At 40.2% G+C, this 18,603-nt stretch carries 8 protein-coding genes; 5 read left to right on the top strand and 3 right to left on the bottom strand.

What is annotated here, in order from left to right:
* The first annotated feature begins 495 nt into the window (after positions 1–495).
* From F938_RS08255 to F938_RS08245, 3 genes are all read left to right on the top strand, one after another.
* The gene (locus F938_RS08255) at positions 496–1,653 is read left to right on the top strand and encodes an HlyD family secretion protein (RefSeq protein ID WP_004827975.1); all 1,158 of its coding nucleotides are present in this window, start codon (positions 496–498) and stop codon (positions 1,651–1,653) included.
* Positions 1,654–1,659: 6 nt separating this feature from the next.
* Positions 1,660–3,186 carry a DHA2 family efflux MFS transporter permease subunit gene (locus F938_RS08250; protein WP_005030875.1) on the top strand — a complete coding sequence of 509 codons (1,527 nt, stop codon included), beginning with the start codon at positions 1,660–1,662 and terminating at the stop codon, positions 3,184–3,186.
* A 144-nt stretch (positions 3,187–3,330) separates the two neighbouring features.
* Positions 3,331–3,624: a cold-shock protein gene (locus tag F938_RS08245; RefSeq protein ID WP_005030874.1), complete on the top strand. Its 294-nt coding sequence runs from the start codon at positions 3,331–3,333 to the stop codon at positions 3,622–3,624.
* 66 nt (positions 3,625–3,690) lie between these two features.
* Here the strand turns inward: F938_RS08245 and F938_RS08240 are convergent, their stop codons facing one another.
* The 3 genes from F938_RS08240 to metH all read right to left on the bottom strand — a co-directional run bounded on the left by F938_RS08240 (position 3,691) and on the right by metH (position 9,236).
* Positions 3,691–4,278 carry a hypothetical protein gene (locus F938_RS08240; RefSeq protein WP_005030872.1) on the bottom strand — a complete coding sequence of 196 codons (588 nt, stop codon included), beginning with the start codon at positions 4,276–4,278 and terminating at the stop codon, positions 3,691–3,693.
* A gap of 249 nt (positions 4,279–4,527) precedes the next feature.
* On the bottom strand, positions 4,528–5,259 hold the full coding sequence (locus F938_RS08235; RefSeq protein ID WP_005030871.1) for a Fic family protein: 732 nt from the start codon (positions 5,257–5,259) through the stop codon (positions 4,528–4,530).
* A gap of 287 nt (positions 5,260–5,546) precedes the next feature.
* Positions 5,547–9,236, bottom strand: a complete 3,690-nt coding sequence (metH, locus tag F938_RS08230; RefSeq protein WP_005030869.1) for a methionine synthase — start codon at positions 9,234–9,236, stop codon at positions 5,547–5,549.
* A 559-nt stretch (positions 9,237–9,795) separates the two neighbouring features.
* Here metH and F938_RS08225 point away from each other — a divergent pair.
* Positions 9,796–13,083: an ESPR-type extended signal peptide-containing protein gene (locus F938_RS08225; RefSeq protein ID WP_005030868.1), complete on the top strand. Its 3,288-nt coding sequence runs from the start codon at positions 9,796–9,798 to the stop codon at positions 13,081–13,083.
* Positions 13,040–18,238 carry a YadA-like family protein gene (locus F938_RS08220; RefSeq protein WP_005030867.1) on the top strand — a complete coding sequence of 1,733 codons (5,199 nt, stop codon included), beginning with the start codon at positions 13,040–13,042 and terminating at the stop codon, positions 18,236–18,238. Before F938_RS08225 ends, F938_RS08220 begins: the two co-directional genes overlap by 44 nt.
* The last annotated feature ends 365 nt before the right edge of the window (positions 18,239–18,603 follow it).

Below are 18,603 nucleotides of genomic sequence, written 5' to 3'. Positions count from 1 at the left end.
AATATGAATAGCACAGGGTCTATTGACAGTTCGTCTATGCTTGCGACTGTGTGCGTTTTTTAGTCGATACTAGGCGCGGAGTACGAAATTTAGTCATTCTAAATAAGTAGTTCGTAACGACGTAGCGGCAAAAAACACAATAGTCCCGAAGGGTTGTGGCTAAAATTATCTCAGCCTGCGTTATGAAATTCGAAAATAGTATCGCTATTCTCTTTATTTCATGCCTTGCCTGCTCAATTTTAACCTACAACGCAAGCCATTTATGAAATATCAATAGACCCTAAGATTGATCTATTTTATAAAGATAAACTTTAGAGTAATATTTTTATTCTCATAATATGATTTTTGCCTGTAAAATTGAGCACCACAATTTTAAGAAGTTGACTTATTCAACCATCACGCAGAACTCCCAAAAAAGTGATTAAGCTGATGTTCAGTTTATATCCTTAAAATGCACTGATGTTTTGACAAGTCCAAGTAAGCTAGGAATATGCGATGACTGAAGCGCAAACGACGAATGCCTCTCCAAACGATGAAAATGAAGCGCAAGCGGATTTGGAAGCCAAACAAAAACGTAAAAAAATGCTGAAGATTTTTGCCATTATTGTTGTCGCAGCAGCAATTCTATATGCAATTTGGGCTTTAGTGTTTAGCAATACTGTGGAAACAGACAATGCCTATGTTGGTGCTGAAACTGCTGAAATTACTTCAATGGTCAGTGGTCAGGTGGCTGAAGTTTTAGTGAGTGATACGCAGCAAGTGAAAAAAGGCGATGTATTGGCAATTATTGATAATCGTGATGCTAAAATTGCGGTTGCCGAAGCCGAAGCAGCCTTAACTAAGGCAAAGCGCCAATATACACAAAGTTCTGCAAATAGCAGTTCATTGTCCTCGCAAATTTTGGTAAGTACAGACGATATTAATAGTGCTAAAGCACAAGTAGCACAAGCCGAAGTCGCATATCAGCAAGCGCAACAAGAATTTGCTCGCCGTCAGCAATTAAGTGCAACAGGTGCAATATCGAAGGAAGAATTTAGCAAAGCACAAAGTGCTTTAAATAATGCTAAAGCTAGTGTTGATGTCGCAAAAGCGGCGCTTGCCCAAACTGAATCAAAACGAAAAGCAGCGCAAAGTAACTTAGATGCCAATGAAGCATTAATTCGTGGTACCTCACAAAGTTCAACACCTGATGTATTGGTAGCTCAAGCAAAACTTGATCAAGCGCTTTTAGATTTACAACGGACTGAAATTAAAGCACCGCTAGACGGAATTGTTGCCCGTCGTAGCATTCAAATTGGGCAACGTGTGGCGCCTGGTGCAAGTTTAATGAAAATCGTGCCAATAGCTGATCTGTATGTCGATGCAAACTTTAAAGAAAGCCAGTTAAAGAATGTCAAAGTCGGTCAAAAGGCAACTTTAACCTCTGATCTATATGGTAAGGATGTTGAATATCATGGCACAGTGATTGGCTTTTCTGGAGGCACAGGTTCTGCATTTGCTTTGATTCCTGCACAAAATGCGACAGGTAACTGGATTAAGGTGGTGCAGCGTTTACCAGTACGTATCAAACTTGATCCTAAAGAATTGGCTGAACACCCATTACGTGTGGGGTTGTCCATGAATGCTGAGGTCGATACCTCATCAGCGAAGTAATCGCTTATGAATACAGCAACATTTCAAAATGAGCTGAAAGGCGGACGTTTACTCCTCGCTGCATTCTTTTTAGCACTTGCCAATTTTATGGTCGTGTTGGACATGACCATTGCCAATGTTTCTGTACCACATATTACGGGAAGTTTAGCGGTTTCAAGTTCACAGGGAACTTGGGTCATCACTTCTTATGCTGTTGCTGAAGCCATCTGTGTACCTTTAACAGGCTGGTTGGCTGGGCGCTTTGGTGCTGTTCGGGTATTTACCATCAGTTTGATCGGTTTCACCACATTTTCCATTCTGTGTGGTTTATCCAATAGTTTGGCAATGCTGGTGATCTGTCGTATTGGGCAAGGCTTATTTGGTGGTCCAATCATGCCATTGAGCCAAACGCTGCTCATGCGTATTTTTCCGCCTGAAAAGCATTCGCAAGCAATGGGTATGTGGGCAATGACCACAGTGGTTGGTCCAATTTTAGGTCCAATTCTGGGTGGAACGATCAGTGATAATTGGTCTTGGCATTGGATTTTCTTTATCAATATTCCTGTAGGTGTAATCTGTGCTTTGGGTGTCATGCGTTTGATGAAAACAGCAGAAACCCCGATTGCAAAATTACCTATTGATACCATTGGCTTAACTTTGCTGATTATCTGGATTGGTGCATTGCAGCTCATGCTAGATTTAGGGCATGAACGGGACTGGTTCAATAATACCTTTATTTGTATTTTGGCTGTGATTTTGGTGGTTGGATTTATTGCCTTTTTCATTTGGGAATATTATGAAAAACATCCCATCGTCAACATACAGATTTTCCGATACCGTGGTTTTACCATTGCTACAATATCGCTGGCTTTCGCCTTTGCAGCATTCTTTGGCAGTATTGTATTGATTCCACAATGGTTACAGATCAACTTGGGCTATACCGCTTCTTGGGCAGGTTATCTCACTGCAACGATGGGCTTTGGTAGTTTGATGATGTCACCGATTGTGGCGAAAATGGCAACCAAATATGATCCAAGAGCATTGTCGAGTTTTGGTTTGATGATTTTGGGTGGCGTGACCTTGATGCGTTCATTTTGGACCACTGATGCAGATTTTATGGTATTGGCTTGGCCACAGATTATTCAAGGTTTTGCGGTGCCATTCTTCTTTATTCCTTTGTCCAGTATTGCTTTGGGCGTGGTTCGCCCAGATGAAGTAGCTTCTGCTGCGGGTTTAATGAACTTTATGCGAACAATGGCAGGGGCGATAGGTGCATCTCTGGCTGTGACGATTTGGGATGATCATACCAAGTTGGCACGGAGCGAAATCGTTTCAACCATGCATGTCGAAGAAACCCAGCGTAATTTGGTCAATAGTGGTTTTAGCCCAGAAATGGCTTTGGGGACGATTTCTAACTTGGTGGATAAGGAAGCTTTAACACTTTCAGTCAATCATGTGTTTTTGATTTTTGCGATGGTATTTATCTTTGCAGGGTTAATTATTTGGTTATGCCCTAAACCGAAAGGTAATGTGGGCGCAGGGCATGTCCATTAAATTTTAAGTGTTATTGAAAGCCTGCTGAAAAGCGGGCTTTTTTATGGATATTCTTTATGTTTAGTCGATAGATAGCCTGTATTTTATCTATTGATCAAGATCAGGGTATAATACACAGATTGTGTACTGCGATGAGGAATATGTATGAAGCCTGAATTCCAACAAGGAAAAATTAAACAATACGATGCTGAAAGAGGCTTTGGATTTATTGGTGGGCTTGAGCAGGACATTTTCTTCCATATTTCTGATTTTCCGCTTGCTGAGGGAGAACCAAAGCGTAACGAGCGAGTTAAATTTATTGTGGTTGAAAATAACGGTAAGTTGAAAGCCGCTAAAATCGAACGGGTAGAAGACCACTCCGCCAAGGCCAAAAAGACGAGAGTTGTTGAGAACAATAAGTCGATTACCAATACTTTGTTGTCTAATTTTAGAAAGTAATCGCTGTGGAAAATTGGGGGGCATTTGATTTAAATGCCTTTGGTTTTTTTAAGATATTGACTTGAGTTATTTTAAGATATTGACCTGATCAAAATCATCTAGTGTCGTTTGTTGATTGAACATTCGACTGTTATATTTATATGAATCAGATAGTTTCAAACGTTTTGAATATTGAGTCTGCTTTTCTTCATAATATTGATGATATTCAAGAGTAATCGAGTCATCAGCTATAGTAGGATTGATAAAAATAATTCCTTTTCGGTCACTATTGGCTCTGATCGATGAATTATCCTCGCTGAAATAGATATTTTCACTAGCAATATAGGCAAATTGATGATTTCGTTTAATAAATAATTCATACATTGGAAAGTCTTTTGTGTTGTTTAAGGGATAAAAAACACCATCTTTTAACAGTGTAATCAATTTATTTTTACTTGATCCCTTTTCTTTGATGTTATTGATGAGTCTTATATTGATTTGAATTTCAGGGTCTATGTCTTGATGAGCTAGAGTCGAAAAACTTAAAGTCGGTTCTTTTTGCATGGTTATTCTTGCCTTAGTTTCTAGAAAGATGATGATAATAATCGCAATTAATATTATAAAAATGCAGATTTTCAGCTCTTTATTGATAATTATCTGTGAACCACCTGCCATGACCTTTCCATTTTATTTATCTGATTTAAATTTTATATTAATTTTAATTTAACTATTTGGTAATTAAAAGCATAGAATAAAAATCACGTTATTGTTTTTTCTATTAAATTTTTATTGTACTATGTTGCTAGAAAAGTAGCGTAATTGCTTATTTAAATAGAATAATATTGCGAATTTCAAGATAATGCTGGATCTACAATTTCCTTTCAGTAATCTATCCTACGTATTATTGAAAATAGGATTTATTGTTTAAATTCCTAAGATCATCTGATAAGGTTTAAATCCATCCAATACGGCATTAGCAACCAAATGAATAAATGGTTCAGTGTGATCATTCGCCATCCATTGGTCTAAAGCTTCATAATAAGCTAATCGATTTTCTACAGTAATTACACTTGGTGGATAACCAGATTTAAGCAATTCAAGATTCATCAATAATCGAGATGTACGTCCATTTCCATCAACAAAAGGATGGATCGCTACAAAATCTGCATGGACTTTGGCTGCTCGTTCAATAGGATGCAATTTTTGACTATCACGATTATACCAATCAATAAGCTGAGTCATTTTATCATTGAGCAATGTATGGTCTGGTGGAAGCGCCGTAGCCCCTGAGATTAATACATTTTGTTGGCGATATTGCCCAGCATTTTCATCATCAATATTTTTCAAAATGAGTTGATGAATATTACGAATTTGCCATTCTAAAAAGGGTTCTTGGCTTTTGATAATATCTTCAACATACAAAATCGCATTACGATGATTGATTGCTTCAAAATGCTCCCTTAATGCTTTACCACCGATCGTAATTCCCTCAAGTACAACCTTTGTTTCTAACAAAGTTAAGGTATTACCCTCAATGGCATTGGAGTGATAAGTCCAACGTAAAACGAGGTCTTCGTGTAGATTTTTAACAATCGTAGGAGAAAGAGGTCGATGTTGATCCAATTTAGCTTTTAAATCATCAATGATCTCAAACATGTTTTATCTCTACAGGCGCAATAAAATGATCATACATGAAAAAATGATGGCTATAAAATCTAACAGTTACGGTATTAGGAGTAAATTTATCGTAGAAATGAATCTAGTTATTTAAATTATTTCTAAATTTTTTTATCATTATAAAATTCAAATACTTAAAACTTAATTATAATATTATATCAAGGATTATAAATCTATTTTTTAAAAGAGAGAAGAATATTAATTCGCCTAATTTATATACAATCCCCCTCTTTTTCAAAGAGGGGTTAGGGGAGATTTAAATAAACCTAAGAAACTGAATCATCCAAATTCGGAGCTAACCAACGTTTCGCTTCATCCAAAGTCCAGTTCTTACGCTTTGCATAATCCTCAAGCTGATCTAATGCAATTTTACCGACATTAAAGTATTCAGACTGTGGGTTTGCATAATAGAAACCACTCACACTTGAAGGTGGCCACATCGCAAAACTGCTGGTCAATTGGGTACCAATCTTATTTGTGGTACCTAACCAATCAAACAAAGATGCTTTTTCAGAATGCTCAGGACAAGCAGGGTAGCCTGGTGCAGGACGAATACCGACATACTTTTCTTTAATCAATTCTTCATTTGAGAGTTGTTCATCAGCTTGATAGCCCCAGAACTCTTTACGAATACGTTCATGCAAATGTTCAGCAAATGCTTCAGCAAAACGGTCACCTAAGGACTGAGCAAGAATGGCAGAGTAATCATCCCCTTTGGCTTTGTACTCATGTGCCATTTCTTCTGCGCCAAAAATTGAAACGGTGAAACCACCCAAGTAGTCTTCAGCTTGTGCTTTGGTTGCCACAAAATCCGCCAACGATAAATTAGGTTTCCCGGTCACTTTGTCAGACTGTTGACGGATATGATGGAAAGTATGGGTGGTATTTGCACCAGACTCATCATAGACTTCAACTGAGTCCGCCGCTGAACGATTGGCAGGATAAATTCCAAATACAGCACGCGCATCAAAGCGTTTATTTTCAATAATGTCTTTGAGCATCGCTTGAGCTTGATTATACAAATCAGTCGCAGCTTCACCGACCACTTCATCTTGTAAAATTTTCGGGAATTTGCCTGCCAAGCTCCATGAAATAAAGAAAGGCGTCCAGTCAAAGTAATCGACTAATTTTTCAAGCGGGTAGTTAGTGATGGTTTGTAGACCGATAAAGTTTGGTTTTACTGGTGGATGAGCCGCAAAATCAATTTTTAACCCATTCTCAATCGATTCAGCATAAGACAACTTGGCAGCTTTGGGCTGTTTGTTGGCAATACGCTCGCGTACTTTTTCATATTCAGCACGATGTTCTGCGACAAATGCCGGCTTCATTTCTTTAGATAATAATGTTGTCGCAACACCAACTGCACGAGAGGCGTCGGCAACATAAATCACTGCATCATTTGAATATTGTGGATCAATTTTTACCGCAGTATGTGCTTTCGATGTTGTTGCACCACCAATCAGCAATGGAATCTTAAATCCCTTACGTTGCATTTCTTTAGCGACAAATACCATTTCATCTAAAGAAGGGGTAATTAAGCCAGATAAGCCGATAATATCAACTTTTTCATCAATCGCGGTTTGTAGAATTTTTTCACAAGGAACCATGACACCAAGGTCAACAATGTCATAACCATTACAGCCAAGCACCACGCCCACAATATTTTTACCAATATCATGAACATCACCTTTTACTGTTGCCATCAACACTTTACCTTTAGATTGGCTTCCCGTTTTTTCAGCTTCAATGTACGGGTTTAGCCATGCAACAGCTTGTTTCATGACACGTGCAGATTTTACAACTTGCGGTAAGAACATCTTACCTGAACCAAATAAATCTCCAACAACGTTCATACCGTCCATCAATGGACCTTCGATCACGTCCAATGGGCGTTTGGATTTTAAACGAGCTTCTTCGGTATCTTCATCAATAAAAGTGGTGATGCCTTTAACAAGGGCATATTCAAGGCGTTTTTCAACAGTTTCATTACGCCACTCAAGATTTTCAACTTGTTTTTGAGCAGCACTTTGACCACGGTATTGTTCTGCAACTTCGAGCAGTTTCTCAGTTGCATCTTGACCACTTGCTCCCTGATTTTGGTTGAGAATCACATCTTCAACCGCATCTTTTAATTCTTTTGGAATATCATCATAAATTGCCATTTGACCGGCATTTACAATTCCCATGGTCATGCCTTGTTGAATAGCATGATATAAGAATACAGAGTGAATGGCTTCTCGCACAGGTTCATTGCCACGGAACGAGAATGAAACGTTTGAAACACCGCCAGAAATCATGGCATGAGGCAAGTTTTGTTTAATCCAACCAGTGGCTTCAATAAAGTCCACAGCGTAGTTATTGTGTTCTTCAATCCCTGTTGCTACAGCAAATACGTTCGGGTCAAAAATAATGTCTTCAGCAGGAAAGCCGACTTCATTGACCAATACATCATAAGAACGTTTACAGATTTCACGCTTACGTGCAGCTGTATCCGCCTGACCTGTTTCGTCAAATGCCATGACAATAATCGCAGCACCATATTGACGACATAGGCGTGCTTTATGCACAAACTCGTCATAACCTTCTTTTAAAGAAATCGAGTTTACAACAGGCTTACCTTGAACACATTTTAATCCTGCTTCAATGATTTCCCATTTTGATGAGTCAATCATGATTGGAACTTTGGATATTTCAGGCTCGGATGCAACCAGATTTAAAAAATGCACCATTGCATTTTCCGAATCCAACATTCCTTCATCCATATTAATGTCAATGATTTGAGCACCTGCAACCACTTGCTGTAAAGCAACGTCGAGTGCCTCTGCAAAGTTTTCTTCACGAATTAAACGTAAGAATTTTTTAGAACCTGTGACGTTGGTACGTTCACCGACATTGACAAATAAGGAGTCATCGTAAATGTTGAATGGCTCTAAACCACTTAAACGACAAGCAGGTTTGGTTTCAGGAACTTGACGAGGTTTGATGTCTTTTACGGCATGATAAATCGCACGAATATGATCTGGTGTGGTACCACAACAGCCGCCAGTAATATTAATCAAACCACTTTCAGCAAACTCTTTTAAAAATGCAGCAGTTTGTTCTGGCGTTTCATCATAACCACCGAAAGCATTGGGTAAACCTGCATTGGGATGCGCTGAGACAAAAACATCTGCAACATCTGAAACAGTTTTGACATGTGGACGCATGGCATCTGCACCCAAAGCACAGTTAAAGCCAATTGACAATAAGTCGCCGTGGCGCACAGAGTTCCAAAAAGCTTCTGCTGTTTGTCCTGTCAGTGTACGACCTGAAGCATCTGTGATGGTTCCTGAAATCATCAATGGCAGTTCATGACCAAGTTGTTTAAATACCTCTTTTACTGCAAAAATTGCAGCCTTACAGTTCAAGGTATCAAATACAGTTTCGATCAGAATAATATCTGCACCGCCCTCAATAAGCGCATGTGTAGCTTCGATATAATTGTCTTTAAGCTCATCAAAGGTAATGTTACGAAAAGCAGGATCATTCACATTGGGCGAGATAGAGCAGGTACGTGATGTAGGACCCAATACACCTGCGACAAAACGTGGTTTATCAGGTGTTGAGTATTTTAAACATGCTTGTTTGGCAATACGCGCAGCTTCACGGTTGATCTCTGGAACCAAGTCTTCCATATGATAGTCAGACATGGAAACACGTGTACCATTAAAGCTGTTAGTTTCAATAATGTCTGCACCAGCGTCCAAGTATGCTTCATGAATCCCTTGGATAATGTCAGGCTGTGTCAGCACCAAAAGATCGTTATTGCCTTTGAGATCAGATGCCCAATCTGCAAAACGCTCACCTCGATAATCTGCTTCTTCCAGTTTATGGCGTTGGATCATGGTTCCCATCGCACCATCAATTATGAGAATACGTTGGGCAAGAAGCTCTTTTAACGTGGTAAGCGTAGACATTCAAACTCTCAATAAAATCGGATTTTAAAAATAGCGCTATGTTATCAGAATGTAGCGCGGCAAGGTATTCATCTTTGTCGATATGGATGATTTGAAAAATGAATGAATTTGATTAATTTTCAACTAAAAATAAAGATAAATTTAGAAAGTAAGTATAAAACAAAATAATGATTTTAATCACATTATTTTAATGAAAGTGTGATTTTTTTAAATTTATTTTTGTGGCAAAAATTATAAACTTGCTCAATGAATCACAAAATAATAAATGTATTACATCTAAAATATAATCGATGATAAATGACGATAATTATCAAATCAAAATATTAAAAAGTTGATGATTCTCAAAGAAGCTTTGAAAAATGGAAAATCATTACTGATCAAACAAAAGTCGGTTTTTTTACGTTAAAAAGTATACCAAAAAGTCAAATATTCATTCCAAAAAATCAATCATTTTCAGGTATTGCTGATTTTTTCGCATACGTTAGTAAAAGCATTGCAATGCCAATAAATAATGTTAACTATTACTCAGAACTATTCTAAAAACTTACGGTAATTGTCAATGAATAAGACATATAAAGTTGTTTGGAACGAATCTTTAGGTACATGGTGTGCAATTTCTGAAACTTCAAAGGTTCGTGGCAAACGCTCTTCTGGGAAAGCAATTGTTGCAAGTGCGGTGATCGTCGCTTCCACCATGTCAGGTGTGACATTCGCTGCTGATAATTATGTCAGTGTTAATGATGGTGGTGTACAGAGCGGAAACTACAATAATGATGGTGCTGGTGTTGATGGCTCTGTTGCGATTGGTCCAGATTCGAGTAGCTCAGGTGCTTCAGGTGTTGCGATTGGTAATAATGCCGATGTTCATGGTTATCAAGGTGTCGCAATTGGCAATAATGCGCAAGCAGGTTATCAAAGTATGGCTTTGGGTCATGACGCTATAGCAACTGCATTTAACAGTATGGCATTGGGTGGGAATTCGATTGCTTATACAGATGGTACTGCTTTAGGACAGGGAACTTATGCTAATAAGTTAGCCACAGCAATGGGCAATGGCTCTTTAGCGGTTGGGTTGGAAAGTACAGCTTATGGCTATAGTGCGCTTGCTGGTACAGATTCGTTTAGTCAACCATCAGCAGGTACAGACCCAGATACGATTGGGAAAGCTTATGCCACTGCAATGGGTTCTAGAGCGAAAGCCTCTGCTCAAGGTTCAACTGCGATCGGTGCAGGGAGTGTCGCTGAGGTCGAGAGTGGTGTGGCACTAGGCAGCAGTTCCGTTGCCAATACAGCCGCTGGTGTTGCAGGTTATATTCCTACTGGTGCAAATCAAGCACAGTCATCAGCGATTAATGCAACTCAATCGACATTGGGTGCAGTCAGTGTGGGAAGTGCAGGCAATACACGTCAAATTACCAATGTTGCCGCAGGTACCGCAGACACAGACGTAGTCAATCTTGCACAACTGAAAGCCGTTGAAACCCATTATGTCAGTATTAATGACGGTGGTACGCAAAGTGGTAACTATAATAATGATGGGGCAAAAGGGACTAATAGTCTGGCGATTGGTGTAGGAACGAAAGCCACTGGAAATGATGCGATTGCTGTCGGGACGGGCTCTCAAGCGCTAAAATCAGGTGCGGTTGCAATTGGTTTAAATGCTGTCGCTGATCATAATGTAGTTAATCAATATACTTACAACACCGTAGCAATCGGTACCAGTGTTCGAACTAATGGGGTTGGTAATGTTGTCATGGGACTAAACAGCAGTACTGCTGGAAATAATTCTGTGGCGATTGGAGTGGGTAATAACGCTACAAATGACGTTTCTGTTGCGATGGGGCTGAATAATACGGCTGATGGTATACATAACACAGCAATTGGTAATCAAAACAATATACAGGGCAGCCAAAATGTTGCAGTAGGAAATGGTAATAACATTCAGGGTGATTATGCCACTAATGTAATGGGGCAAGGAAATACTGTTTCAGGTCCGTATACCAATGTTTTTGGTTCAAGTAATAACGTTTCTGGATTGACTAACTTTGTTGCTGGGGGGGGAAACTCTGTAAATGCAGAGCACAGTGCTGTCTCAGGACAAACGAATGAGGTTTATGGACCTTCTAATGTTGTTACAGGATTGGCGAATAAAAGTACATGGGGTTATTCTGTTTTATTAGGGAGAAATAATATTGTTGAAGCTAATCACGCCACAGCGATTGGTATTGATAATCTAATAAATGGTGGAATTTCCAATGCGCTTGGCGTAGCCAACAAAGTCAGTGGCAGCGAAAGTAGTGTGATTGGCAATGATAATATTGTTTCAAATAACAATACCCATGTGTTGGGTAATGATGTCACGACTACTCAAGATAATAGCGTGATTCTCGGAAATGCATCGACTGACCGTGCAGCAACAACAGTAGATAAAGTTACGATTAATGGTGAAGATTACACAGTTGCAGGAGCTGGCTCTGTGGCAAAAGGTATCGTCAGTGTTGGTAAAGCAGGCGCTGAACGACAAATCATTAATGTAGCAACAGGTGAAGTCAGTGCAACCAGTACCGATGCTATCAACGGTTCACAACTCTTTGCGACCAATAAAGCCATTGCAGATAGTCAAACCCATTATGTCAGTATCAATGACGGTGGTGTGCAAAGTGGTAACTATAATAATGATGGGGCTTCTGGAAAAAATGCATTAGCAGTTGGTGTAGGCGCTAAAGCGGCTGGACCTAGTTCAATAGCAATAGGTACGGGCACTCAATCAATTGGTGATAATGCTATAACCTTAGGAGTTGGTGCAGTTGCGTCTGGTGAGAGAGGTTTGGCAGCAGGATTCGGTAGTAATGTTTCTGGTGCTATTTCTGTAGCTGTAGGAAATCAAAATTCTGTTTCAGGTAATTTTAGTAGTGCCTTTGGATCAGATAATAATATTATTGGACTGAGTAGCTCTGCGATTGGTAATGGAAATAATGTCAGTGGGTCTCATTCTGCTGCTTTAGGTTCTTATAATAGTATTACTGGTGCAGGATCTACAGCGATTGGAATTTCAAGTATCGTTCAAGGTAATAATTCGTATACGCTTGGAGGAAATAATAGAATTCCAACAAGTAATACTTTTGCTTTCGGGAATAATCTTACTACTACTCAAGATAATAGCGTGATTCTCGGAAATGCATCGACTGACCGAGCAGCAACCACAGTAGATAAAGTTACAATCAATGGTGAAGACTATACTGTTGCAGGAGCTGGCTCTATCGCAAAAGGTATCGTCAGTGTTGGTAAAGCAGGCGCTGAACGACAAATCATTAATGTGGCAGCAGGTGAAGTTAGTGCAACAAGTACAGATGCGGTGAATGGTTCACAACTCTTTGCGACCAATAAAGCCATTGCAGATAGTCAAACCCATTATGTCAGTATTAATGATGGTGGTACGCAAAGTGGTAACTACAATAATGATGGGGCAAAAGGGACTAATAGTCTGGCGATTGGTGTGAATTCAAGTGCAACAGGTTCCAATAGTCTGGCGATTGGTGTGAATTCAAGTGCATCAGGAACCAATAGTATCGCAATGGGTGTAGGGAACCAAATGGAAGCTGAAGGTAATATTTCTTTTGGTAATGGGAATATTGCTAAGGGTGGGAATGGATCACAGGCTGTTGGAGAAGGTAATAATATTAATGGATGGGCTTCTGCTGCTTTTGGACGATACAATGAAGTTAATGGTAGTGAGTCCCTTGCTGCAGGTAGTGTTAATAAAGTAACGGGTGATTCTAATACTGTAGTTGGTCGAGGAAATAATGTTGGGGGGGGGGAATGGCTCTTCCGTTTTTGGGGATGGTAATAATGTTCAAGGGTGGGGTGCCGGTGCTTTTGGACGTTACAATGAAGTTAGTGGAAGTGAAGTCTTTGCCCTAGGTAGTGTTAATAAAGTAACGGGTAGTCGTAATATTGCAGTTGGTCGAGCAAATAATGTTGGAAGTGGGGATGGCTCTTCAGCTTTTGGGGATGCTAATAATGTTCAGGGATGGTCTGCAGGTACTTTGGGACAGAGTAATACGGTTAGCGGTAACGAATCCTACGCAGTAGGTAATGCAAATAACGTTCAAGCTGGTTATAGCATGGTGCTAGGGCGTTATAACAAAATCAATAATGGATATAGTTATGTTGTTGGTGACGCTAATATTGTTAATGGTTCTGGTGTTGGCATACTTGGAAATAATAATACTGTAGCTCAAAATGATACTTATGTATTGGGTAGCGGTATTACAACAACTCAAGCCAACAGTGTTTTATTGGGCAATGCATCGACTGACCGAGCTGCTACCACAGTAGATAAAATTACAATCAATGGTGAAGACTATACTGTTGCAGGAGCTGGCTCTGTCGCAAAAGGTATCGTCAGTGTTGGTAAAGCAGGCGCTGAACGACAAATCATCAATGTGGCAGCGGGTGAAGTCAGCGCAACCAGTACCGATGCGGTGAACGGTTCACAACTCTTTGCGACCAATAAAGCCATTGCAGATAGTCAAACCCATTATGTCAGTGTCAATGACGATGGAATACAAGGTGGAAACTACAATAATGATGGGGCGCAAGGGAAAAATTCTTTAGCGTTGGGCGTGGGTGCTAAAGCAACGGGTGAAAATGCAATTGCGATTGGTAATGTGACTACTGATGCAGCAAATAGTATTGCCATTGGGAATAATAATGTTTTAAGTAATACTGCTGGTGCAAGTACAGTCATTGGTAGCAATAACAATGTAACGGGCAATGAAGCCGTGGCTTTGGGTTCAAACAACACTGTAAAAGATTTCTCAGGTGTTGCGGTGGGTAGTTATAACCGTGCATTCGGTTATCGTTCTATTACGGTTGGTGCAGAAAACCAAACAGATGGTCAGTGGTCATCAGCAATTGGTCTTTGGAATACAGCTGGAGGGGAGCGTGCCACGGCTTTAGGTGCAAATAATAAGATTTTAGGTCGTCGTGCCTTGGGTGTCGGTGTTGTCAATGAAATCTCAAGTGCCAGTGAATATAGCTCAGCAATTGGTGCTTTTAATAAAATTACGGATAGCACCAAATCTTTAGCGGCTGGATTTAGTAATACTATCACTGGTGGTGATAACAACAATGTTTTAGGGAATGAAAATCAGCTCAATAACGCCAAAAATTCAACAGCAATTGGAAATAAAAATATCGTTGCTCAAGACAATACCCAAGTTCTTGGTAACAATGTTACAACGACCCAAGCCAATAGTGTGATTCTCGGGAATGCATCAACAGATCGTGCTGCAACTGCTGAATCAAAAGTCAGCATCAATGGTCAGGACTATGCCTTTGCGGGTGTAGGCTCAGCTAGTAATGGTGTTGTGAGTGTAGGTAAAGCAGGCGCTGAACGTCAAATCATCAATGTGGCGGCAGGAAAAGTCAGCAGTGACAGTACCGATGCAGTGAATGGTTCACAACTTTATGCTACTAATCAAGCCATCGCAGACAGTAAAACCCACTATATCAGCGTCAATGACGATGGAACACAAGGCGGAAACTACAATAATGATGGGGCGATTGGTAAAAACTCAATTGCAATTGGTGTAGCCTCAAAAGCAGAGAACGAAAATAGTGTTGCCCTTGGGACTAACGCTGTTTCAAACTATGGTGGTATTGCAATCGGGAGTGGAGTTAAAGCCTCTAATGGTGGTTCAACGGTTATAGGTAGCAATAGTGTTGCTTTAGCAAATAATGCACATGTTATTGGTACAAATAACCGTTCTGAGCAACAAAATAGTAGCATTTTAGGGAATGAAAATCAGATATTGACCTCAAGTGGTACAAGCCTTGCCATTGGAAACAACAATATATTAACCAGTGGTGGTGCAGCAACTTTAGGATTTGGTAACCAAGTTTCAGGCGCTAGCACGCTTGCGCTTGGTACTGGTAATAATGTGACAAATATGAATACTACAGCGGTTGGAATCGGAAATCAGATTTCAGGAAATGGCAGTATTGCATTGGGAACAGATAACACTGTTCAAAGTGATTCATCTGGGATTTTAGGTAGATATAATCAAGTTAATAAAGGTAGTGTAGCCTATGTTCTTGGACAGGCAAATAATGTTAGTGGTAGCTCTTCTGCTATAGTGGGTATCAGTAATATTGTTGCAAACAACAATACCTTTGTATTAGGTAATCAAGTTACTACTACTCAAGATAATAGCGTTATATTAGGAAATAAATCGACAGATCGAGCAGCGACTTCTGAGTCAAAAGTCAGCATTAATGGTCAAGATTATGCCTTTGCGGGTGTAGGCTCAGCTGCCAATGGTGTGGTCAGTGTCGGTAAAGCAGGCGCTGAACGTCAAATCATCAATGTGGCTGCAGGAAAAGTGAGCAGTGACAGTACTGATGCAGTGAATGGTTCACAACTTTATGCCACCAATCAAGCGATTACCGAAGTTGGAAAATCGGCAGCGGCAGCAAAAACTGAAGTTGTAGAAGGTGACAACATTGTTGTGACCGAAACCCAAGGTAAAAATGGTCAAAGTGTTTACAACGTTGCAACTGCGAAAGAAGTGAGTTTTAACAAGACTACAGTGGGTACGGTGATCACCGACAGCGCAACAGGCAAAATCACAGGTTTGACTGCGGGTGAAGTCAGTGCGACCAGTACAGATGCGATAAATGGTTCACAACTTTATGCGACTAATCAAGCCATTGCAGACAGTAAAACCCATTATGTCAGCGTCAATGATGATGGTGTACAAGCAGATAACTACAACAATGACGGTGCAACGGGTAAAAATGCACTGGCGGTCGGTGTAGGGAGTAAAGCAGCAGGTGAAAATGCTGTAGCTATTGGTTATAACAACAATGTTGTACAAGATAAAACGGTTGCATTAGGCAGTTCAATCACTACGACCCAAGCCAACAGTGTTGTATTGGGCAATGAATCTACAGATCGTGCTGCAACTGCTGAGTCAAAAGTGACCATTCTTGGTCAGGACTATGCCTTTGTCGGTGTAGGCTCTGCGAGTAATGGTGTTGTGAGTGTAGGTAAAGCAGGCGCTGAACGTCAGATCATCAATGTGGCTGCAGGAAAAGTCAGCAGTGACAGTACTGATGCAGTGAATGGTTCACAACTTTATGCCACCAATCAAGCGATTACCGAAGTTGGAAAATCGGCAGCGGCAGCAAAAACTGAAGTTGTAGAAGGTGACAACATTGTTGTGACCGAAACCCAAGGTAAAAATGGTCAAAGTATTTACAACATTGCAACTGCGAAAGAAGTGAGTTTTGACAAGACTACAGTGGGTACGGTGATCACCGACAGCACAACAGGTAAAATAACAGGTTTAACTGCGGGTGAAGTCAGTGCGACCAGTACAGATGCGATTAATGGTTCACAACTTTATGCCACAAATAAAGCCATTGCAGACAGTAAAACCCATTATGTCAGCGTCAATGATGATGGTGTACAAGCAGATAACTACAACAATGACGGTGCAACTGGTAAAAATGCACTGGCGGTCGGTGTAGGGAGTAAAGTAGCAGGTGAAAATGCTGTAGCTATTGGTTATAACAACAATGTTGTACAAGATAAAACGGTTGCATTAGGTAGTTCGATCACCACCACTCAAGCCAACAGTGTTGTATTAGGCAATGAATCCACAGATCGTGCTGCAACTTCTGAATCTAAAGTGACCATTCTTGGGCAGGACTATGCCTTTGCGGGTGTAGGCTCTGCGAGTAATGGTGTGGTCAGTGTCGGTAAAGTTGGTGGTGAACGTCAAATCATCAATGTTGCAGCAGGGCAACTCAGTGCAACCAGTACAGATGCAGTCAATGGCTCACAACTCTATGCGACCAATCAGGCAATTTCATCATTACAAGGTCAAGTGGGTGGCGCAAAAAGTACTGTAATGGAAGGCAAAAATACCACCATCACTAAAACCACCAATGCAGATGGTTCAACTGATTACCAAGTTGCAACCAAAGATGATGTGAGCTTTGACTCAGTCACCGTAGGTAACATCAAAGCAGATGCGCAAACAAATAAGATCACTGGTTTGGCTGATGGTGAAGTGAGTGCAACGTCCAATGAAGCTGTTAATGGTAGCCAACTCCATGGGACTGCTGAAAGTGTTGCCAATGTTTTGGGTGGCAATGCAAAAGTTAATGCAGATGGTAGTGTCAGCACCAGCAATATCGGCAACACAGGTAAAGACAATGTGCATGATGCCATTGCTTCATTACAAGGGCAGGTAGCAGGTTCTAAGACCAGTGTCTCTGCGGGTAAAAATACTGTGGTGAACAGTAGCACCAATGCAGATGGATCAAATAATTATCAAGTGGCTTTGGCAGATGACATTAACTTGAACTCGGTGACTGCAAATCAAGTTACAGCCAATCAGGTAAAAGCAGACCAAGTGATTGCCAATCAAGTCATGGCAAATCAGGTCAATGTCGGTAAAGTGACTATTGATGGGACCAGTAATAAAGTCAGTGGTTTAGCCAATGGTACGATTAGCAAAGACTCTACAGATGCGATTAATGGTTCACAACTGCACCAAACCAATAGCAATGTTGCACAGTACCTCGGCGGTGGCTCAACATTGAACCAAGATGGCTCAATCAAAGCGCCAACCTATAATGTAGCGGGTGGAAGCTATAATAATGTAGGGGATGCATTGGGTGCAGTCGATACACGTGTTAGCAACCTTGAACAAGCATTCTACAACACCAACAAAAATGTAGATGATTTACGCAACGATACCTATGCAGGGATTGCAGGTGCAATGGCTGTGGGTAATTTACCGCAACCGACTGAAGCGGGTATGAGCATGATGAGTGCAGGGCTTTCAGGTTATCGCGGTGAAACAGCCGTTGCAGTGGGTATTAGTGCGATTAGCGACAGCAACAAGATCATTTGGAAAATGGGGGCGTCTGCAGACAGTCGTAGCAATATCGGCGGTGCTGTATCGGTAGGCTACCAATGGAAATAATCTAAACAGGAAGTTTTGATTTCAGCATTTTTCATGTGACGCTCTTAAAACTTAGTCCCTTCGGGGACTGAGTTTTTTATAGTTATATTTTTCGAGTCTAAGCGAAAGTTGGCTTTAAATTTGCACCTTTGTATTTTGTATAACGCTAAATTGTATTGTCGAAATTTAAGCAAAGCTTATTCAAAAATAGTGTTTGTTTTTTCATCAAATTGTCACAAATATCGCAGATACTGAGTGGAAATATTGGTCACCTGTCATATTTGACGGAAATATTACAAATATTATTTCAGAGTGAAATGTAAAAATTTAATCAAATTAATTTTATTTAATTATTTTAAATCATTGAATAAAATAAATAAAAATAT

The organism is Acinetobacter bereziniae LMG 1003 = CIP 70.12 (genome assembly GCF_000368925.1).
Lineage (GTDB): Bacteria > Pseudomonadota > Gammaproteobacteria > Pseudomonadales > Moraxellaceae > Acinetobacter > Acinetobacter bereziniae.
This window is presented reverse-complemented; position numbering and strand designations above follow the sequence as displayed.